At 61.3% G+C, this 18334-nt stretch carries 14 protein-coding genes; 11 read left to right on the top strand and 3 right to left on the bottom strand.

What is annotated here, in order from left to right; genetic code table 11:
* Positions 1–45: 45 nt before the first annotated feature.
* Both ACM6I6_RS22540 and ACM6I6_RS22535 read right to left on the bottom strand, forming a co-directional pair.
* Complete coding sequence (locus tag ACM6I6_RS22540; protein WP_414920728.1) at positions 46–1662, bottom strand: alkaline phosphatase family protein; 1617 nt, start codon at positions 1660–1662, stop codon at positions 46–48.
* A gap of 195 nt (positions 1663–1857) precedes the next feature.
* A complete protein-coding gene (locus ACM6I6_RS22535; protein WP_323608071.1) occupies positions 1858–2802 on the bottom strand; it encodes a LysR family transcriptional regulator in 945 nt (314 codons plus the stop codon).
* Between the two features lie 165 nt (positions 2803–2967).
* Between ACM6I6_RS22535 and ACM6I6_RS22530 the strand changes: the two genes are divergently transcribed.
* From ACM6I6_RS22530 to ACM6I6_RS22495, 8 genes are all read left to right on the top strand, one after another.
* Positions 2968–5334, top strand: a complete 2367-nt coding sequence (locus ACM6I6_RS22530; RefSeq protein WP_414920727.1) for a TonB-dependent receptor — start codon at positions 2968–2970, stop codon at positions 5332–5334.
* A gap of 262 nt (positions 5335–5596) precedes the next feature.
* Positions 5597–6418: an energy transducer TonB gene (locus ACM6I6_RS22525; RefSeq protein WP_414920726.1), complete on the top strand. Its 822-nt coding sequence runs from the start codon at positions 5597–5599 to the stop codon at positions 6416–6418.
* 44 nt (positions 6419–6462) lie between these two features.
* A complete protein-coding gene (locus ACM6I6_RS22520; RefSeq protein ID WP_274075061.1) occupies positions 6463–7188 on the top strand; it encodes a MotA/TolQ/ExbB proton channel family protein in 726 nt (241 codons plus the stop codon).
* Position 7189: 1 nt separating this feature from the next.
* Complete coding sequence (locus tag ACM6I6_RS22515; protein ID WP_034148436.1) at positions 7190–7591, top strand: ExbD/TolR family protein; 402 nt, start codon at positions 7190–7192, stop codon at positions 7589–7591.
* Positions 7592–7854: 263 nt separating this feature from the next.
* Positions 7855–8436: an alpha/beta hydrolase gene (locus ACM6I6_RS22510; protein ID WP_007972928.1), complete on the top strand. Its 582-nt coding sequence runs from the start codon at positions 7855–7857 to the stop codon at positions 8434–8436.
* 56 nt (positions 8437–8492) lie between these two features.
* Positions 8493–9416 (top strand): sigma-54 dependent transcriptional regulator, encoded by a 924-nt coding sequence (locus ACM6I6_RS22505; RefSeq protein ID WP_323608066.1) that lies wholly within the window; start codon positions 8493–8495, stop codon positions 9414–9416.
* A gap of 251 nt (positions 9417–9667) precedes the next feature.
* A complete protein-coding gene (locus ACM6I6_RS22500) occupies positions 9668–10450 on the top strand; it encodes a MetQ/NlpA family ABC transporter substrate-binding protein (RefSeq protein WP_323608065.1) in 783 nt (260 codons plus the stop codon).
* Positions 10451–10675: 225 nt separating this feature from the next.
* On the top strand, positions 10676–11653 hold the full coding sequence (locus ACM6I6_RS22495) for an RHS repeat-associated core domain-containing protein (protein WP_414920725.1): 978 nt from the start codon (positions 10676–10678) through the stop codon (positions 11651–11653).
* Positions 11654–11677: 24 nt separating this feature from the next.
* On the opposite strand, the gene ACM6I6_RS22490 is transcribed toward ACM6I6_RS22495, so the two are convergent.
* The gene (locus ACM6I6_RS22490; RefSeq protein ID WP_274075065.1) at positions 11678–12874 is read right to left on the bottom strand and encodes an AAA family ATPase; all 1197 of its coding nucleotides are present in this window, start codon (positions 12872–12874) and stop codon (positions 11678–11680) included.
* Between the two features lie 190 nt (positions 12875–13064).
* Between ACM6I6_RS22490 and ACM6I6_RS22485 the strand changes: the two genes are divergently transcribed.
* The 3 genes from ACM6I6_RS22485 to ACM6I6_RS22475 are packed head-to-tail and all read left to right on the top strand — an operon-like array spanning position 13065 to position 18282.
* Positions 13065–14168, top strand: coding sequence for an efflux RND transporter periplasmic adaptor subunit (locus ACM6I6_RS22485; RefSeq protein WP_274075066.1), 1104 nt, complete (start codon positions 13065–13067; stop codon positions 14166–14168).
* Positions 14165–15232, top strand: a complete 1068-nt coding sequence (locus tag ACM6I6_RS22480; protein ID WP_274075067.1) for an efflux RND transporter periplasmic adaptor subunit — start codon at positions 14165–14167, stop codon at positions 15230–15232. Before ACM6I6_RS22485 ends, ACM6I6_RS22480 begins: the two co-directional genes overlap by 4 nt.
* Positions 15229–18282: an efflux RND transporter permease subunit gene (locus ACM6I6_RS22475; protein ID WP_274075068.1), complete on the top strand. Its 3054-nt coding sequence runs from the start codon at positions 15229–15231 to the stop codon at positions 18280–18282. The genes ACM6I6_RS22480 and ACM6I6_RS22475 overlap by 4 nt, the downstream gene beginning before the upstream one ends.
* Positions 18283–18334: the final 52 nt, after the last annotated feature.

Genomic DNA, 18334 nt, shown 5'->3' with positions numbered 1-18334 from the left:
GTCGCGGTGAACCTTTGTAGAAGCTGGCTTGCCAGCGATGCTTTTTCACCACACGCCGATCTGTACCATTTTCTCGGTCTCAGGCTCGCCATAACGAAACCGCTGGCCGCGTAAATCAATCTCCTGATGACTGATGGTCGTGCGCCGCTTCAACCCACGCACCCACTCAAACAGATACCCCGCATGCTCCTCCCGAACCGAGGCATACGCCGGGTCGGCACCCAGGTCCCGTAATTCCTGCGGATCATTGAGCAGGTCGAACAGCTGCGCTCGAAAGCCGTCATACGCCAGGTATTTCCAGCGCTCGCTGCGCACCATGGTCATGCGGCAACGGTCGATGGGTTGCTGCAGCCGCTCCCGGGCAGGTGCCTGAAAGGCGTAGTCGTATTCACTGATCGCAAAGCGGCGCCAGTCGGTTTGCACGCCGTGCAACAGGGGAATCAGCGAGCGCCCTTCAAGGCGATGCTCGGCACCTGGCAAGCCCAGCGCCTCGAGGAAAGTAGGCAGTGCATCGATGGTTTCCACCAGTCGCTCGTCCACCGAACCACGCGTGGCGTCCGCCGTCGGGCGCGGGTCGCGAACGATCAGTGGAACGCCCACCGCCGGCTCCAGCAGAAACTCTTTTTCCCCCAGGTAGTGATCGCCAAGAAAATCGCCGTGGTCGCTGGTGAACACGATCAGGGTGTCGTCCCAACGACCGCTGCTCTGGAGAGAATCGAACAGCCGGCCGAGTTGGTCATCGACCTGCTTGATCAGGCCCATGTACGTCGGGATCACGTTCAGGCGCACTTCATCCCGGGAGAAATTCAGGCTCTCCTCGTGCTGGCGAAACGCGTTGTACACTGGGTGATCACTGGCCTCGCCCTGCGCTGCACGCACCGGCTCTATCACCTGTTCTGCGCCATACAGCGCGTGATAGGGCGCAGGGGCAATGTAGGGCCAGTGGGGTTTTATGTACGACAGGTGCAGGCACCACGGTTGCTCGCCCTGCTCGGCAATGAAGTCGAGGGCGCGGTCGGTGGTGTAGACGGTCTCCGAATGCTGCTCCGGTACGCGCGCCGGCAGATGGGCGTTGCGCATTTTCCAGCCGCTGAGGATTTCGCCCTGTTCGCCTTCGGCCGCGTTGGCCCAGTCGTGCCACGGGTTGCGCCCGGTAAACCCAAGGTCGCGCAGATGGTGGGTGTAGGGCGCGGATTCGCGTTTGTCATCGAACAACGGGTCGTCGGGGAAGATCCCGTCATGCCGAAAAAATGGCTCGAAGCCGACTTCGTTCAGCACCGAAGCCTGATCGCCGAGCGGGTCGATGGCCAGCCGCTGCAAGGCATCGAGATTGGGCGTGGCGTGGGTCTTGCCCACCAGCGCGGTACGTATGCCATGGGGCCGCAGGTAGTCACCGATGGTCAGTTCTTCCAGCGGCAAGGGCACGGCGTTCCAGGCGACCTGATGGCTGCTGACATAGCGCCCGGTGTAGGCCGACATCCGCGACGGGCCGCAGATGGTGCCTTGGGTGTAGGCACGACTGAAACGCACGCCGGCGGCGGCCAGGCGATCGATGTTGGGGGTGTGCAAGTGCGGATGGCCGTAGCACGACAGGTAATCGCGGCGCAGTTGATCGCACATGATGTACAGCACGTTGCGCACTGGGTTTGGGGTGTTGGACATGGGGTTCACCGATCGAAAGACAGGCGAGGTTTTTCGCTGTTGGGGCGGGGTTGAGGCAAGTGCGTTTGGGGAATGGTTTTCATGCAGTGAATGCATCTTTGCCTGGGCTGACACCTTCGCGAGCAAGCCCGCTCCCACAATGGATCGGTGTACACCAGCCCCTGTAGGAGCTGGCTTGCCAGCGATGAGGCCAGATCAGACAGCGAAATTCTCCAGCGAACACACTTCATCATCCTGCGCATCAATCTCCTTGATCTGCGCAATCATCGCCTCCGCCAGCGGTGACAACCGATACCCCGCGCGACTGACAATCCCGTAGCGGGTGTACAGCTCCTCCAGGTCATCGGCCAGCCCGTCGACCTTCAAGCGCACCAACTCACCCTTGGCATTATGCAGCGCATCCGAATACTCGCCGACGATGCCAATCGCATCCGAACGCAGCACCACCCCAAGCAGGCTGTAGCTGTTTTCGCATTCCACATTGGGTGTGAAATCCGGCCGGCCGCTCAGGTCGACGATGACTTTGCGCAGGTTCGGCGGGCGGATGGTCACGGCCATCGGATAGCTCATCAGCTCGGCGGCGCTGACGCTTTCGCGAGCGGCCAGGGGATGCCCGGCGCGGCAGCAGAAATGCCATTTGCGCGGGCGCAGGCGTTGGGTCAGGTAGTCCGGGTCGGCCTCGAACTGCCGGGTGTCGGCGACGAAAAATTCGAACTCTTCACTCAGCAGGCGCTTGCTCAGGCTTTGCCAGTCATCCACCTGGAATTGCACCCGCGCCTTGGGGTAGCGACCGATGAAGCTGCCGATCGCCCGCGGGATCAATCCCGCCGCGGGCGCCGGGCCGCAACCGAAGCGCAACTCGCCGGCCTCCAGGCCGTTGAACTGGCTGATCTCGTTGGCCATCTGCTGCGCGCCGCTGACCAGCCGCCGCGCGTGCTCGAGCAATACCTGACCCTGTTTGGTCGGCGCCAGGTCCTTGCGCCCGCGATCCACCAACTGACAGCCGACGCTGTGCTCCAGCGCCTGGATGCTACGGCTGAATGCCGACTGCGACAGGTTCACCGCCACGGCGCCCGCGACGAAGCTGCGCTGATCGGCGAGGGCGATGAAGTGGCGGAGCTGGCGCAAGTCGATATGCATTTTTCACATTAAAAATATCGGGGAAATGCATTGGATATGCATTAGGTCGACTCCTTATAAAGGCAATCTCTTATGCAGTAAATCTTTGTAAAAACATAAATAAATAACTTTAAAGAATATGCACTACTGAAAAGTCGCTGTGTGTTTTTGACCAGGAGCCGCCTCATGAGTCCGTTGAACCTGACGTCACCCCTCACACCCCGACGGCTCAAACGCCTGCCCCTGGCTCTGCTGCTGGCGGGGAGCGCCAGTTGGACCCAAGGCTACGCAGCCGAGACTGCCACCCCGCAAGAGGCTACTACGAAAGCCGCGTCGGCCAAGGCCGATGGCGCTCAACTGGAAACCGTGACCGTGACCACCCGCCGTCGCGAAGAAAGCTCGCAGGATGTACCGACCCCCATGAGCGTGGTCAGCGGCCAGGTGCTGGAAACCCAGCGGGTCTATCGCATCCAGGATCTGCAGCAACTGGTCCCTAGCGTCAATGTCGCCTACATGCATGCGCGCCAGTCCAGCGTGTCGATCCGTGGCCTGGGCAACAACCCGGCCAGCGATGGCCTGGAAGGCAGCGTCGGGCTGTACATCGACAACGTCTACCTCGGTCGGCCGGGCATGGCGGTGTTCGACTTGATGGACATCGAGCAGCTCGAAGTGCTGCGCGGTCCGCAAGGCACCTTGTTCGGCAAGAACACCACCGCGGGCGTGATCAACATCAGCACGCGGGCGCCGTCATTCACACCAGAGCGCAGCATCGAAAGCTCGGTGGGCGAGGACGGTTACTTCCAGACCAAAGGCACGATTTCGGGGCCGTTGAATGATGAACTGGCGGGTCGATTTTCCGCTTACCGCACCCGCAGCGATGGCGACATCAAGAACGAATACGACGGCCACGACCTGAACGGCGGCTCACGCGATGGCTTTCGTGGCCAGTTGCTGTTCAAGCCGAACGAGTCGTTCAACCTGCGCTGGATTGGTGATTACAACGAAGAGGATTCCAGCGCCGGCACCCGCGTGTTGTACAACACCGGACCGACCATCAATGGCGTCAACCTTTACCAGAATCGGGCCAACGCGGCGGGCGCCACGCTGGTCGATGGCACCCATCGCAAGGTCAACCTGAACAACGACCAGCACGTCACCGTGCATCAGGGCGGCACGTCGGTCGAGGCCAACTGGACGCTGCCGAGCGACTTCACCCTGACCTCCATCAGCGCCTATCGCTGGTGGAATTTCACTCCGCGCAACGATGACGGCCTGAACGTAACCGCCTTCTACAACGCTGGCGTTTCGGTGGAGGATAAGCAGTATTCCCAGGAGTTTCGCCTGGCCTCGCCCACCGGCGGATTCTTCGATTATGTGCTTGGCGCCTATTACTTCGGCTCCAACCTGGACAACAAATCGTTCTCCTATTACGGCCCGCAAGCGGACATCTGGAACGGCACACCCGCGGGTGCACTGGCCAACGTCACCAGCATCGGCAAAGGCCACATCCAGACCGACAGCTTCGCCCTGTTTGCCCAAGGCACCTGGCACCTCAGCGATCGGCTGGACTTCACCGCTGGTGTGCGCGGCACCTACGAAGAGAAAAGCGCCTGGGTCGACCGTAATGCGCCAGTGGGTGGCGCGGCGGTGGCTGGCGCGGCAGCGGCGGTCAGACAAGGTCGTGCCGGGGCTTACGACTCCGGCGATTTGAACCAGTACAGCTCCAGCCCCTCGGGTCTGCTGAACCTCAGCTATCACTTCAGCGATAGCCTGCTCGGCTACGCCACGCTGTCCCACGGCGAGAAATCCGGTGGGGTCAACCTGGCCGTGGGCACTGCCCCGGTCGCCGGCGCGGACTCGCTGCTTATCGGCACCGAGCGCGCCAACAACGCCGAACTCGGCTTCAAAAGCACCCTCTGGGACCGTCGCCTGCAGCTCAACGCCAACGTCTTCTGGACCCAGGTCAACGGCTACCAGACCAACGCCTACGACGACGTCAACCGCGTGCAATACCTGACTAACGCCGGTTCCGTGCGCTCCCGTGGCGTGGAATTCGACAGCACGCTGATCCCGTTGCGCGGCCTGACGTTGAACGTCAACGGCTCCTACAACGACGTCAGCTACCTCTCCTACAAGGATGCGCCGTGCCCGCCGGAAGTCAGCCTGGCGCCAGGCGCCCCGGCCTCGTGCGATCTCACCGGCCACCAGGTGGTCGGTGCTTCGAAATGGATCGGCAACGCCAACGGCGAATACAAATGGAACCTGAGTAACGGCTTCGAGGAGTACGTCACCGCCAGCTATGCGTTCCGCTCCAAAGCGGTGGGCACGGTGGAGGATTCGGACTTCGGCCAGATCCCGAGCTACGCCGTGGTCAACCTGTCCACCGGCCTGCGTGGCGACTTCAAGCAGGGCCAGTGGGACGTCTCGCTGTGGCTGAAAAACGCCTTCGACAAAACCTATTACACCACCCTCTGGACCGGTGCCAACGGCGGTTACGAAGGTTTGCTCGGGACACCACGGACCTTGGGTGTGACTGGTCGCTACGACTTCTGATGCGCCGAAAACCATGCCTTGGGGGAATATTTTCAATGCCTGAAAAGCATGTGTTTTCGGCCGCCTGGCCGCAGCCCTTACGCGACATGGCCTGCAACGAATCGAGCTTTTTTCATATTCGTTTTGGGTCTATCTATAACTTCAAATATTACTTTCAGAGATAAGCGTCTGACTCAATGATTAACCCGTCGATACGTCGTTCGGGGGAACGTCGGGTTCGCCGTATCGGGTAATTCGCAAAAAGACCGCAGGGAGTAAATCAATGGGCAATGTCCAGAACGCCGCCAGCGCACACGAGGTGCTTTGGCGCCACGCGCCAGGTGGTGAGTTGGTCGACCTCGGGCGGGTTCACCGCGTGCCTTTGGGCCAGCTGCGTTTGCAGCGTGCACCCAAGGGCGTCCTGAGCCGACGCGAAGCGATCCTGCTCGGTGTGCTGGCGTTGCTGGTGCACGGCGCGGTGATTTACTGGGTCAATCAGCAGCCGACCAAGGCATTGCCGATCGTGCCGCCGGAAATTCCACCGATGACCATCGAGTTTTCGCGTCCGGCACCGCCAGCGGTTGAGCCACCTCCGCCGCCTCCACCACCTCCGCCACCGGTGGTCGAACCGCCACCCCCCGTGGTGGATGAGCTGGCGGCCAAACCGGCGCCAAAACCGATTCCCAAGCCAAAGCCCGTGGTCAAGCCAGTACCTAAACCTGCGCCCAAGGCCGTCGAGCAACCGCCCGCACCGCCACAACCGGCTACTCCGGTTGCAGCACCGGCACCGCCCGCACCGCCCGCGCCACCCGCGCCAGCGCCTGTGACGCCTGCCTCGGCCAACGCCGCGTACCTGAAAAACCCGGCGCCGGAATATCCGTCGCTGGCCCAGCGTCGCGGTTGGGAAGGCACGGTGTTGTTACGAGTACATGTTCTCGCCAGCGGCAAGCCCGGCGAGATCCAGATTCAGAAGAGCAGCGGCCGCGAGGCCCTCGATGAGGCAGCCCTGAGCGCCGTGAAACGCTGGAGTTTCGTGCCCGCCAAGCAGGGTGACGTGGCCCAGGACGGCTGGGTCAGCGTGCCCATAGATTTCAAGATTCATTAAACCGACACCTATTTAGCGCGAAACGTTTACATGAGGAATTCACCATGACGTTATTGGCATCTCCACTCGAATCCATCGAAAGCGCGGTGATCTGGCTGCTGGTGGTTTTTTCTGTCGCCACTTGGGGCCTGGCGTTGCTCAAGGGTGTGCAGTTCGGTCGCCTCAAGGCCCAGGATCGAAAGTTTCACAAGCAGTTCTGGGCCGCCTCCAGTCTTGATTCGGCCGCGGAATTGGCCGAAACCCAGCCCGGCGCTGCAGCGCGGGTGGCACAGGCCGGTTATGCGGCGATCCAGGTGGGCGAGGCGCCACACGCAGCGGATTTGAGCCAGGCGATCAATCATCAGGATCGCCTTGAGCGGGCCTTGCGTCAGCAGATCGTGCGCGAGCGCCGTTCGCTGGAAACCGGGTTGGCGGTGGTCGCGAGTATCGGTAGTACGTCGCCGTTCATTGGTTTGTTCGGTACGGTGTGGGGAATCATGGAGGCGTTGAAGGGCATCAGCGCGGCGGGCTCGGCGAGCCTGGAAACGGTGGCCGGGCCGATCGGTGCAGCCTTGGTGGCCACTGGTGTGGGGATCGCCGTCGCGGTACCGGCGGTGTTGGTTTACAACTACTTCTTGCGCCGTTTGAAGCTGACGGCGGCGGACCTCGACGACTTTGCCCACGACTTCTACAGCCTGGCGCAGAAGAGCTCGTTCCGCGTGTTGATCCACCCGACGGCGCACAAAGGCGCGGCATCGGGTAACGCGCAGAAAGTGAAGGAGGCGTCCTGATATGGCCTTCTCCACGCAAGACAGTGATGAGGTGCTGAGCGAGATCAACGTGACACCGCTGGTGGACGTGATGCTGGTGCTGCTGGTGGTGTTCATCGTCACCGCGCCGCTGCTGACCAACGCGATCCCGATCAACCTGCCCAAGACCGAAGCCGTGGCGCCGGTGGAGCAGAAGGACCCGCTAGTGGTGAGCATCGACGGGGCCGGCAAGCTGTTTATCAACAAGGATGAAATCCAGCCCGATTTGCTGGAATTCAATCTACAAGCGGCCAAGGCCAAGGACCCGGAGGTTCGGGTGCAATTGCAGGCCGACGACGGGGTGAATTACGGCGAAGTGGCACGGGCCATGGCGTCCATTGAGCGGGCAGGTATTACCAAGTTGTCGGTGATCACCGCGCGCTGAAAGATTTTCGATTTTCCGGGGCCGTCTCCTTGGCAGGGTGCGGCCCTTTTTTTATTTCTGTCAAACACATCACCCCTGTAGGAGCTGGCTTGCCAGCGAAAGCGGTGTGTCAGGCGCGACGCCTTCGCTGGCAAGCCAGCTCCTACAGTTGAGCGCGGCTAATATTCTATATAGGTCTTAATAAATAGCTTCTTATTCCTTAACGAATATAAATCCCGTCCCTATACTCGATCAGGAACAGACACGCAGCAGGAGAGCTCCCCATGCGCAACGAATCCATTCGCTACCTGATTGTGCCGGGCTGGCAAGGATCGCCGGAAGATCATTGGCAAAGCCACTGGCAGAACAGCCTGCCGAACAGCGCACGGGTGGAGCAGGCCGACTGGCTGACGCCGCGTCGTGAAGACTGGGTGGCGGCACTGGCCGAGGCGATTGCCGCCGACAGTACCCCGGTGATCCTGATCGCCCACAGTCTTGGCTGCATCACCGTCGCGCATTGGGCGGCGACCGCACCCGTGCAGTTTCTGCGTCAGGTACGTGGCGCCCTGCTGGTCGCGCCGGCGGACGTCGAGCGCCCGGCATGCGCCCCGGCGCTGCGCAATTTCGCACCGATCCCCACCGACCTGCTGCCATTCCCAAGCCAGGTCGTCAGCTCCGACAACGACAGCGCCGTCAGCGCGCCGCGGGCTTTGGAACTGGCGCGTAACTGGGGCGCGGAAGCAGGGATCCTCGCAGGTGCCGGGCACATCAATGTGAAGTCGGGTCATCAGCGTTGGGAGCAGGGTTTTGCCTATCTCTATCGTCTGCAAAACCGCATGGAACACCACGCCCTGCGCCGCGCCTGACCCTTTTGTCTTTTTCAACGCCCCCGTCCTTTGGCGGATTTGGGCGGGAGCCTGCCATGAGTTTTGAAACCTTCGGCCAGCCGCTGCTGACCTTTCCCGATGCGGAAAAAAGTCCCCTGAGCATCCGCGCCAAGGCGCTGGTATTCGTCGATCCGCGTTCGCGGCAACTGCGCCAGGAGCTGGAGCAACTGGCGCCGCGCTCGATCTCGGTGCTGATCCGTGGGGAAACCGGCAGCGGCAAGGAGCTGCTGGCGCGGCACATCCATCGCGCCAGTGATCGCGGTGGATTGTTCGTCTCGGTCAACTGCGGGGCAATCAGCCCGACCTACGCCGATGCCGAATTGTTCGGTTATGCCGCCGGCAGTTTCAGCGGCACGGCCAGCAGTCGCGCCGGGTGGTTCGGTTCGGCGAACGGCGGCACTTTGTATCTGGATGAAATCGGCGACCTGCCACTGCCGATCCAGATCAAATTGCTCGCCGCCCTGGAAAACCACGAAGTGACCCGCGTTGGTGCGCATCAACCAAGCCCGGTGGACGTGCGCCTGGTCGCCGCCACCAGCATCGACCTGGCCCAGGCGGTTGCCGCCGGAAAATTCCATGAGCGGCTCTACCACTATCTCAGCGAAGGCCAGCTCGAACTGCCGGCCCTGCGCGAGCGGGTGGGTGACATCCTGTCCCTGGCCGAATATTTCCTCGGCATCTACAGCCAGCGCCTGGACCTGCCAGTGCCACTGATCAGCGAGGCCGCACAAGCGGTGCTTGAGAGACACAGCTGGCCGGGCAATACCCGGGAGCTGGAAAACGTCATTCACTTTGCGCTGTTGGTGAGTACCGGTGACGAGATCCTGCCGGAGCATTTGAATTTGCCTGATGAAGGTTTGGCGCAAATCGAACGGCAACTCCGACAGATCCTCGGCAACGGCTCCGTCGCCGAAAAAGCAGCCTTGAAACAACTCCTGAAACACACCGCCCTCCTGTAGGAGCAAGCTTGCTCGCGATTGGGCTTACGCGGTTTTTCTGGTCGGACGCCATCGCTGGCAAGCCAGCTCCTACTGTTGAATGTGTGGGCCAGAGCTGTATGAACAAAATGGAATATGAAAGTGAATAAAAGATATTGTTCGGGAATAAAAAATCCCGGTATTGTCCGCGTCACGCCAGCGATAGCACTTCACTGGCACTTAAATATCTAGCCGTCGCCACAAGCGACCGTGATTTTCGATAAGGACACTGCATGAAAAAGGTTCTGTTGTTCACCGCACTGGCGGCTGCCCTGACTGCGGGCCTGGCCCAGGCTGGCGAGAAACTGGTGGTGGCGGCGACCCCGGTTCCACACGCCGAGATTCTTGAACTGATCAAGCCAAGCCTCGCCAAAGAAGGCGTGGACCTGGAAATCAAAGTCTTCACCGACTACGTTCAACCGAACGTTCAGGTCGACCAGAAGCGTCTGGACGCCAACTACTTCCAGACCCTGCCATACCTGAAAAGCTTCAACGAAGGCAAAGGCACCAACCTGGTCACCGTGATTGGTGTTCACGTTGAACCGTTCGGTGGCTACTCGAAAAAAGTCAAAACCCTGGCCGAGCTCAAGGACGGCGCGACCATTGCCATTCCTAACGAAGGCAGCAACAGCGGCCGTGCCCTGATCCTGCTGCAGAAGGCTGGCCTGATCGAGTTGAAAGACCCGAAAAACGCCGTGTCCACGCCAAAAGACATCGCCAAGAACCCGCACAACTTCAAGTTCAAGGAGCTTGAGTCGGCCATGTTGCCGCGTGTGCTGGATCAGGTCGACCTGGACATGATCAACACCAACTACGCGTTGGAAGCGGGCCTGAACCCGGCGAAAGACGCGCTGATCATTGAAGGTCCGGATTCGCCATACGTGAACTTCCTGGTAGCCCGTCCAGACAACAAGGACAGCGCCGCCATCCAGAAACTGGCCAAGGCCCTGACCAGCCCGGAAGTGAAAGCATTCATCGAGAAGAAGTACAGCGGCGCGGTACTGCCAGCGTTCTGATTCACCAGGTAAACCTCTTCAAGGTTTTCAACGCCGACGGCTGATAGAGCGTCGGCGTTTTTTTATCTTCCCACGCTCTGCGTGGGAATGCCTCCAGTCGCAGAGCGTGGGAACGATCCAAGTGCGTAACCGCACATTAAAACCACTCGGCACCTAGCAGTTCTGCTAGGTGCCCGAGGCTCCGGTATGGGTGCAAGATTGGCCTTCGACCAGGAGGCTCCCGCGATGACAGCTGTACCTACCCCTATGTGTCGGTATCACTATGACGCGCTGGACCAGATCACAGGGCTCGAGTGCGCCGACCAGGCCAGCGTGCAACGCTTCTATCGTCATCAGCATCTGGTAACGGAAAGGCAGGGACAGACCAGTCATTCTGTATTTCAGCACGGCGAGCAACTGCTCGCCGTGCAATCGAGCGAGAACGACACCCTCAAGAGCCAGTTGCTGGCCACCGATCAACAGCGCTCCGTGTTGCAGCTGATTGATTCGGTGGGGCCGTTGCCACAGGTCTACACAGCTTATGGTCATCATCGGGTGGAAAGCGGTCTGAGCAGTCTTCTCGGCTTTAACGGCGAACGTCTTGACCCGGTGACCGGGTATTATTTGCTGGGTAACGGGCATCGGGCGTTCAACCCGGTGCTGATGCGTTTCAACAGCCCTGACCGGCTGAGTCCGTTTGGGCAGGGCGAGTTGAATTCGTATGCGTATTGTTTGGGGGATCCGGTAAATCTCAGTGATCCGACGGGGCGGTTTGCCGAAATAGGCCGATTGATCGCAAGCATGATGAGTGTGTTGAATGTGCGACTGGGCATGTCCCGTCCCATCCCCGCCTATAACTTGGCCAAGGATGCCTTGAGATTGGGTGCATTGAGAAAATTACCGGCCAGACAGGCCTTTGCGGCAGCGAGCACGGTGACGGCCAGTAACGCGATACTCACCACAGGTCTGGTGGGGGTTGCAAGTGCCGCTGTGGCAATCGCCGATAAACCTGAGGCAGGCGCAATACTGGGGTATGTCACTTTAGGGCTGACAACGTTGGCGTTAGCATCGAGAGTGGGGACTTATTGGGCTGTGAAAAAGCCCGGGACTGAAGCTGACTTGATGAGTTTTGTGACGAACAAGGGGCGGGTGCCTTCGAGCTCTATCGAGCTCCTTGCGCAGCAACCAGCTCCCAGAGCGGCCAACATTCGTCGCTCTATCTGAAGGCACATCAGAAAGGTTGGCCGGTCAATCCGGCCAATACCACGCCGGCTCATCCAGCATCCGCTGCCCAACAATCCCGGTTTGCCCGAGATTCTTCTCCAGTACGATGCAATTGCATTCAGGATCTTCCTGCAACGCCGAAATCAACCGCCGCGCATGGGACACCACCCACACCTGACACTGTGCGGACGCGCGGATGATCAAGCGCGCCAGCGCCGGCAGCAGATCCGGATGCAGGCTGGTTTCCGGTTCGTTCAGCACCATCAGCGTCGGCGGCCTGGGCGTCAGAAGCGCCGCCACCAGCAGCAAATACCGCAAGGTGCCGTCCGACAGCTCGGCTGCCGACAACGGTCGCAACAGTCCTTCCTGATAAAACTCGATAGCAAAACGCCCGCCGGCCAGCGGCTCGATGTGCAGGCGCGCGCCGGGAAAGGCGTCGCTGATCGCGTTGCGCAATGCCTCGGGGTCACCGATTTCGATGATGGTCTGCAACGCCGCCGCCAGGTCTCTGCCGTCGTGGTGCAGCACCGGCGTGCGGGTGCCCAGTTGCGGCTGTCGTACCGGGGCGTCGGCGTCGCTGCGAAAGTGATCGTAGAAGCGCCAGCGGCGGATGAACTCGCGCATTTCCAGCACTTCTGGCGAGGTACGCAGGCTGCCGACCTGATCGAACAGGCTGTCGAAATTCGGCGTGTGTTGAGCCAGCACGTCCCAACTGCGGTTGGCCCGAGCGCGGATCAGCGGGCCGTCGCGATCCACCAGCAGGCTCGCTGGCCGATAGAACGGCCCGGCCCACAGGCACTCGCGCTTGATCTGCGGGTCGAGGCTGAACCGCGACGGAATAGGCGTACTGTGCCCGGGCAGCATGAAGTGACCGTTGGAGTCGGGCAGCCCGAGGCTGATCGAGTAACCGAAGTCTTCCCCGGAAAATCCCAGCCGCAGGCGCTTCACGCCCCGTGGCACGGTCGCCTCGATCGGCACTTCGCCATTGCGCATGCGCCGGCTGATGGTTTCCGGACCGGCCCAGAAGGTCGAATGCAGTCCCCCCTCGCGGGCCAATGCATTGACCACACCGCCCTGGGCGGTTTCCGCCAGCAGGCGCAGCGCGCGGTAGAGATTGGATTTGCCACTGCCGTTGGGGCCCGTAATCAGGTTCAGCCGGCCCAGCGGAATCACCAGTTTATTGATCGAGCGGTAATTGGCCACCGCGAGGGTTTTTAGCATGAAGGACGTTCCCTGTGACCTTGTAGGAGCTGCCGCAGGCTGCGATCTTTTGATCTTTATCATTCAAACGCAAAAGATCGCAGCCTGCGGCAGCTCCTGCAGTGGAAATGATGATTATTGCGTAGGCGAAGATTAAACCCTGTTCTAAGCTGACAGACGAATCGCGCCCGTTAAACGCAAAGGAGTCTGCATGGCTGTTCCCGGATTGAAAATAGCGCTTGGCTTGAGCCTCCTGGCTTTGCTGAGTGCTTGCGACAAAGAAAAGCCGGTCGAGAAGGATCGGCCACGGGTTTTCGTGCAGGAGGTCAAGCTGGCCGACTACGCCGTCAACATCACGTTGACCGGCGATGTCCAGGCCCGGGTGCAAACCGAGCTGTCGTTCCGCGTCGGGGGCAAGATCATCCAGCGTACTGTGGATGTCGGCGACCGGGTTTCGGCCAGGCAGGTGCTTGCCAGGCTCGATCCCAAGGACCTGCAGACCAACGTGGATTCGGCCCAGGCCCAGGTGGTCGCCGAGCAGGCGAAGGTCAAACAGAACGCCGCCGCCTTCGTGCGCCAGCAAAAACTCTTGCCCAAGGGCTATACCAGCCAAAGCGAATACGATTCCGCCCAGGCGGCCTTGCGCAGCACCCAAAGTTCGCTGGCGGCGGCCCAGGCGCAACTGGCCAACGCCCGTGAACAGCTGAGCTACACCGCGTTGATTGCCGACGCGCCGGGCGTGATAACAGCACGCCAGGCCGAGGTTGGCCAGGTGGTGCAGGCCACGGTACCGATTTTCAGCCTGGCCCGGGACGGCGACCGCGATGCGGTGTTCAACGTCTACGAATCGCTGCTGGCCGAGCCGCCGTCGGATCGAGCGGTGGTGGTGAGCCTGCTGGATAACCCGGCGATCAAGACCACCGGGACCGTGCGCGAAGTGACCCCGGCCGTCTCCGAGCAAACCGGTACGGTGCAGGTCAAGGTCACCCTCGACGCCTTGCCGCCAGGCATGCAGTTGGGTTCGGTGGTGAGTGCCACCGCCAATACCCGGGGCAAATCCGCCGTGGAGCTGCCGTGGTCGGCGCTGACCAAAAACATCAGCCAGCCGGCGGTGTGGCTGGTGGATGGCGAAGGCAAGGCGCAACTGCACAACGTCACGGTGGGCCGCTACCTGACCGGTAAAGTCATCATCAGCGCCGGGCTCACCGGCGGTGAAAAAGTCGTGATCGCCGGGGGCCAGTTGCTGCACCCCGGTGTGAAGGTGGAAATCGCCGAAGACACCTACAAGGACCTGACTGCGGGGGCTCAGCCATGAAGCGCCTGCTATTGGTGTTCGCCAGTGTGATGCTGGCGGCCTGCTCGAAAGAAGAACCCGCTCCGGAGCCAGTGCGTCCGGTGCTGTCCATCAAGGTCAAAGCCCTCGACGAAGAAAACCTGGGGCGATTCGCTGGCAGCATCCAGGCCCGCTATGAAAGCAACATCGGCTTCCGCGTGCCGGGGCGCATTGCCAGTCGCAGCGTCGATGTCGGTGCCGAAGTCGAAAAAGGTGCCTTGCTCGCCACGCTCGACCCCACCGACCAGCAGAACCAGTTGCGTTCGGCCGAAGGCGACCTGGCGAGTATCCAGGCGCAGCTCATCAATGCCCAGGCCAGCGCCCGGCGTCAGCAACAACTGTTCGATCGCGGGGTGGGCTCACAGGCGCAACTCGACAGTGCAATTACCGATCTGAAAACCACCCAGGCCTCGCTCGACCAGGCCAAGGCCGCGGTCAGCCAGGCCAGGGATCAGCTCAACTACGTTGAGTTGCGCTCCGATCACAAGGCCGTGGTCACGGCGTGGGCTGCCGAAGCCGGGCAAGTCGTCACCGCGGGCCAGCAGGTGGTGACCCTGGCGCAGCCGGACATCAAGGAAGCGGTGATTGACTTGCCCGACACCCTGATCGAGCAGTTGCCCGCCGACGTGGTGTTTCAGGTCGCCTCGCAACTGAACCCGAGCATTACCACCACGGCCACCGTGCGTGAAATCGAGCCCCAGGCCGAAAGCGCAACGCGCACACGCCGCGCGCGCCTGACGCTGACCGAGACGCCGCCCGCATTTCGTCTCGGCACGGCGATCAGCGTGACCTTGAAGAGCGCGGTCAAGCCGCGCATCGAACTGCCCCTGAGCGCCTTGCAGGAGGTCGATGGTAAAAACCGCGTCTGGGTCATCGATGCGCAGACGCAAACCGTTTCCCCACGGGATGTCAGCATCGTCAGACGCACGGACAGCACGGTGGTGCTGGCCAACGATATCAAGGCCGGCGAGCGAGTGGTCAGTGCCGGTGTGAACAGCCTCAAGCCGGGGCAAAAAGTGAAAGTCGACGAGGGCAGCCCACAATGAAAGGGAGTTTCAACTTATCCGAATGGGCCCTCAAGCATCAGTCGTTCGTCTGGTATTTGATGTTTGTCTCACTGTTGATGGGCGTGTTTTCGTACCTCAACCTGGGACGCGAGGAAGACCCGTCGTTCACCATCAAGACCATGGTGATCCAGACCCGCTGGCCGGGTGCGAACCAGGAAGAAACCCTCAAGCAGGTCACCGACCGTATCGAGAAAAAACTCGAAGAGCTTGATTCCCTCGACTACGTGAAAAGCTACACCCGTCCCGGCGAATCCACGGTCTACGTGTACTTGCGCGACACCACCAAGGCCAAGGACATTCCGGAAATCTGGTACCAGGTGCGCAAGAAGATCGGCGACATTCGCTACTCGTTTCCCCAGGGCATCCAGGGCCCTTCGTTCAACGACGAGTTCGGCGACGTGTTCGGTTCGATCTACGCCTTTACCGCCGACGGCCTGTCGCTGCGTCAGTTACGCGACTACGTAGAGCAGGCGCGCGCAGAGATTCGCGGTGTGCCGGGCCTGGGCAAGATCGAAATGGTCGGCCAGCAGGACGAAGTGCTCTATCTGAATTTCTCGACCCGCAAGCTGGCGGCGCTGGGTATCGACGAACAGCAAGTCGTACAAAGCCTGCAGGCCCAGAACGCGGTGACCCCGGCCGGGGTCATCGAAGCCGGTCCCGAGCGGATTTCCGTGCGCACGTCCGGGCAGTTCATTTCCGAGAAGGATCTGGCCAACGTCAATTTGCGCCTTAATGATCGCTTCTATCGCCTGGCCGACATTGCCGACATCCAGCGTGGCTACGTCGACCCGTCGACGCCGGAGTTTCGCTTCAATGGCCAACCCGCCATTGGCCTGGCCATTGCCATGCAAACGGGCGGCAACATCCAGGACTTCGGCAAGGCCCTGCACCAGCGCATCAGCGAGCTGACGGCCAATCTGCCGGTGGGCGTCGGCGTGCACAACGTGTCCGATCAGTCTGTGGTGGTGGAAGCCGCCGTTGGCGGGTTCACCAGTGCCTTGTTCGAAGCCGTGGTGATCGTGCTGGTGGTCAGCTTCATCAGCCTCGGCGTACGCGCCGGCCTGGTGGTGGCGTGCTCGATCCCGCTGGTACTGGCGATGGTGTTTGTGTTCATGGAATACAGCGGCATCACCATGCAGCGGATTTCCCTCGGTGCGCTGATCATCGCGTTGGGCCTGTTGGTGGATGACGCAATGATCACGGTCGAGATGATGGTCTCGCGCCTGGAATTGGGCGAAACCAAGGAGCAGGCCGCGACCTTTGCCTACACCTCGACCGCGTTCCCGATGCTTACCGGCACCCTGGTGACGGTGGCGGGTTTTGTCCCCATTGGCCTCAATGGCAGCTCGGCCGGTGAATACACCTTCACCCTGTTTGCGGTGATCGCCGTGGCCATGATGGTCTCGTGGGTGGTGGCGGTGCTGTTCGCCCCGGTGATCGGCGTGCACATCCTCAGCGTCAATGTTAAGCCGCACTCGGCCGAGCCAGGGCGCTTGGGGCGGGCCTTCAATAGCGGCCTGCTGTGGAGCATGCGCAATCGCTGGTTGGCGATTGGCATCACCATGCTGATATTCGCCTTGTCGGTTGTCGGCATGCGCTTTGTGCAGAACCAGTTCTTCCCGGCCTCGGATCGTCCGGAAATCCTGGTGGACCTGAACCTGCCGCAAAACGCCTCCATCGATGAAACCCGCAAAGCCGTGGACAAGCTGGAAGCGACCCTCAAGGGCGACCCCGACATCGTGCGCTGGAGTACCTACATCGGCCAGGGCGCGATTCGTTTCTACCTGCCCCTCGACCAGCAACTGCAGAACCCTTACTACGCACAGCTGGTGATCGTCGCCAAGGACTTCGAGACGCGCACAGCCCTCAGCGATCGCCTGCGTGAGCGCCTGCGCAAAGACTTCGTCGGCATCGGCAGTTTCGTCCAGGCACTGGAGATGGGCCCGCCCGTGGGGCGGCCGATCCAGTACCGCGTCAGCGGCCCGGACATCGACCAGGTGCGCAAGCACGCCATCGATCTGGCAACCGTGCTGGACAAGAACCCGCACATCGGCGAGATCATTTACGACTGGAACGAGCCCGGCAAGGTGCTACGCATCGACATCGCCCAGGACAAGGCGCGCCAGCTTGGCTTGTCGTCCGAAGACGTGGCGAACCTGATGAACAGTATCGTCAGCGGTTCCACGGTGACCCAGGTCGACGACGACATCTACCTGATCAACGTGGTCGGGCGCGCGGTGGACGCCGAACGGGGTTCGCCGGAAACCCTGCAGAACCTGCAGATCCTCACCCCGGGCGGCACCTCGATTCCGCTGCTGGCGTTTGCCACTGTGCGTTACGAGCTGGAGCAACCGCTGGTGTGGCGTCGTGACCGCAAGCCGACGATCACCATCAAGACCGCGGTGATCGGTGATATCCAGCCCACCGACCTGGTGAAACTGCTCAAGCCGGACATCGACACATTCGCCGCCTCGTTGCCGGCGGGGTACAAGGTCGCCACGGGCGGTACGGTGGAGGAGAGCGCCAAGGCCCAGGGGCCGATCAACCAGGTCGTACCGTTGATGGTGTTCCTGATGGCCACCTTCCTGATGATCCAGCTGCACAGCGTGCAGAAGATGTTCCTGGTGGCCAGCGTCGCGCCACTGGGCCTGATCGGCGTGGTGCTGGCGCTGGTGCCGACCGGCACGCCGATGGGCTTCGTGGCGATCCTCGGCATCCTGGCGCTTATCGGCATCATCATCCGCAACTCGGTGATCCTGGTGACCCAGATCGACGCGTTCGTGGCGCAAGGGTCGTCACCCTGGGATGCCGTGGTGGAAGCCACCGAACATCGTCGCCGGCCGATCCTGCTGACCGCCGCGGCGGCGAGCCTGGGCATGATCCCGATCGCCCGGGAGGTGTTCTGGGGGCCGATGGCCTACGCGATGATCGGCGGGATCATTGTCGCCACCTTGCTGACGCTGCTGTTTTTGCCGGCGTTGTATGTGGCCTGGTACAGGATCCAAGAGCCGAAGAAAGAAGTGCAGTAAGGCGAGCGCTGCGCGCTCATCGCCAGCAGGCTGGCTCCCACAGGTGCATGCG

This window comes from Pseudomonas sp. IT-P218, from assembly GCF_949767605.1.
Classification (GTDB): Bacteria; Pseudomonadota; Gammaproteobacteria; order Pseudomonadales; family Pseudomonadaceae; genus Aquipseudomonas; species Aquipseudomonas putida_AE.
This window is presented reverse-complemented; position numbering and strand designations above follow the sequence as displayed.

Bases quoted from the DNA above. Each gene is read 5' to 3' on its own strand.
- ACM6I6_RS22485 (WP_274075066.1), top strand. From the start codon at position 13,065: ATGGCTGTTCCCGGATTGAAAATAGCGCTTGGCTTGAGCCTCCTGGCT.
- ACM6I6_RS22480 (WP_274075067.1), top strand. From the start codon at position 14,165: ATGAAGCGCCTGCTATTGGTGTTCGCCAGTGTGATGCTGGCGGCCTGC.
- ACM6I6_RS22515 (WP_034148436.1), top strand. From the start codon at position 7,190: ATGGCCTTCTCCACGCAAGACAGTGATGAGGTGCTGAGCGAGATCAAC.
- ACM6I6_RS22525 (WP_414920726.1), top strand. From the start codon at position 5,597: ATGGGCAATGTCCAGAACGCCGCCAGCGCACACGAGGTGCTTTGGCGC.
- ACM6I6_RS22505 (WP_323608066.1), top strand. From the start codon at position 8,493: ATGAGTTTTGAAACCTTCGGCCAGCCGCTGCTGACCTTTCCCGATGCG.
- ACM6I6_RS22495 (WP_414920725.1), top strand. From the start codon at position 10,676: ATGACAGCTGTACCTACCCCTATGTGTCGGTATCACTATGACGCGCTG.
- ACM6I6_RS22490 (WP_274075065.1), bottom strand. From the start codon at position 12,874: ATGCTAAAAACCCTCGCGGTGGCCAATTACCGCTCGATCAATAAACTG.
- ACM6I6_RS22535 (WP_323608071.1), bottom strand. From the start codon at position 2,802: ATGCATATCGACTTGCGCCAGCTCCGCCACTTCATCGCCCTCGCCGAT.
- ACM6I6_RS22475 (WP_274075068.1), top strand. From the start codon at position 15,229: ATGAAAGGGAGTTTCAACTTATCCGAATGGGCCCTCAAGCATCAGTCG.
- ACM6I6_RS22500 (WP_323608065.1), top strand. From the start codon at position 9,668: ATGAAAAAGGTTCTGTTGTTCACCGCACTGGCGGCTGCCCTGACTGCG.
- ACM6I6_RS22520 (WP_274075061.1), top strand. From the start codon at position 6,463: ATGACGTTATTGGCATCTCCACTCGAATCCATCGAAAGCGCGGTGATC.
- ACM6I6_RS22540 (WP_414920728.1), bottom strand. From the start codon at position 1,662: ATGTCCAACACCCCAAACCCAGTGCGCAACGTGCTGTACATCATGTGC.
- ACM6I6_RS22510 (WP_007972928.1), top strand. From the start codon at position 7,855: ATGCGCAACGAATCCATTCGCTACCTGATTGTGCCGGGCTGGCAAGGA.
- ACM6I6_RS22530 (WP_414920727.1), top strand. From the start codon at position 2,968: ATGAGTCCGTTGAACCTGACGTCACCCCTCACACCCCGACGGCTCAAA.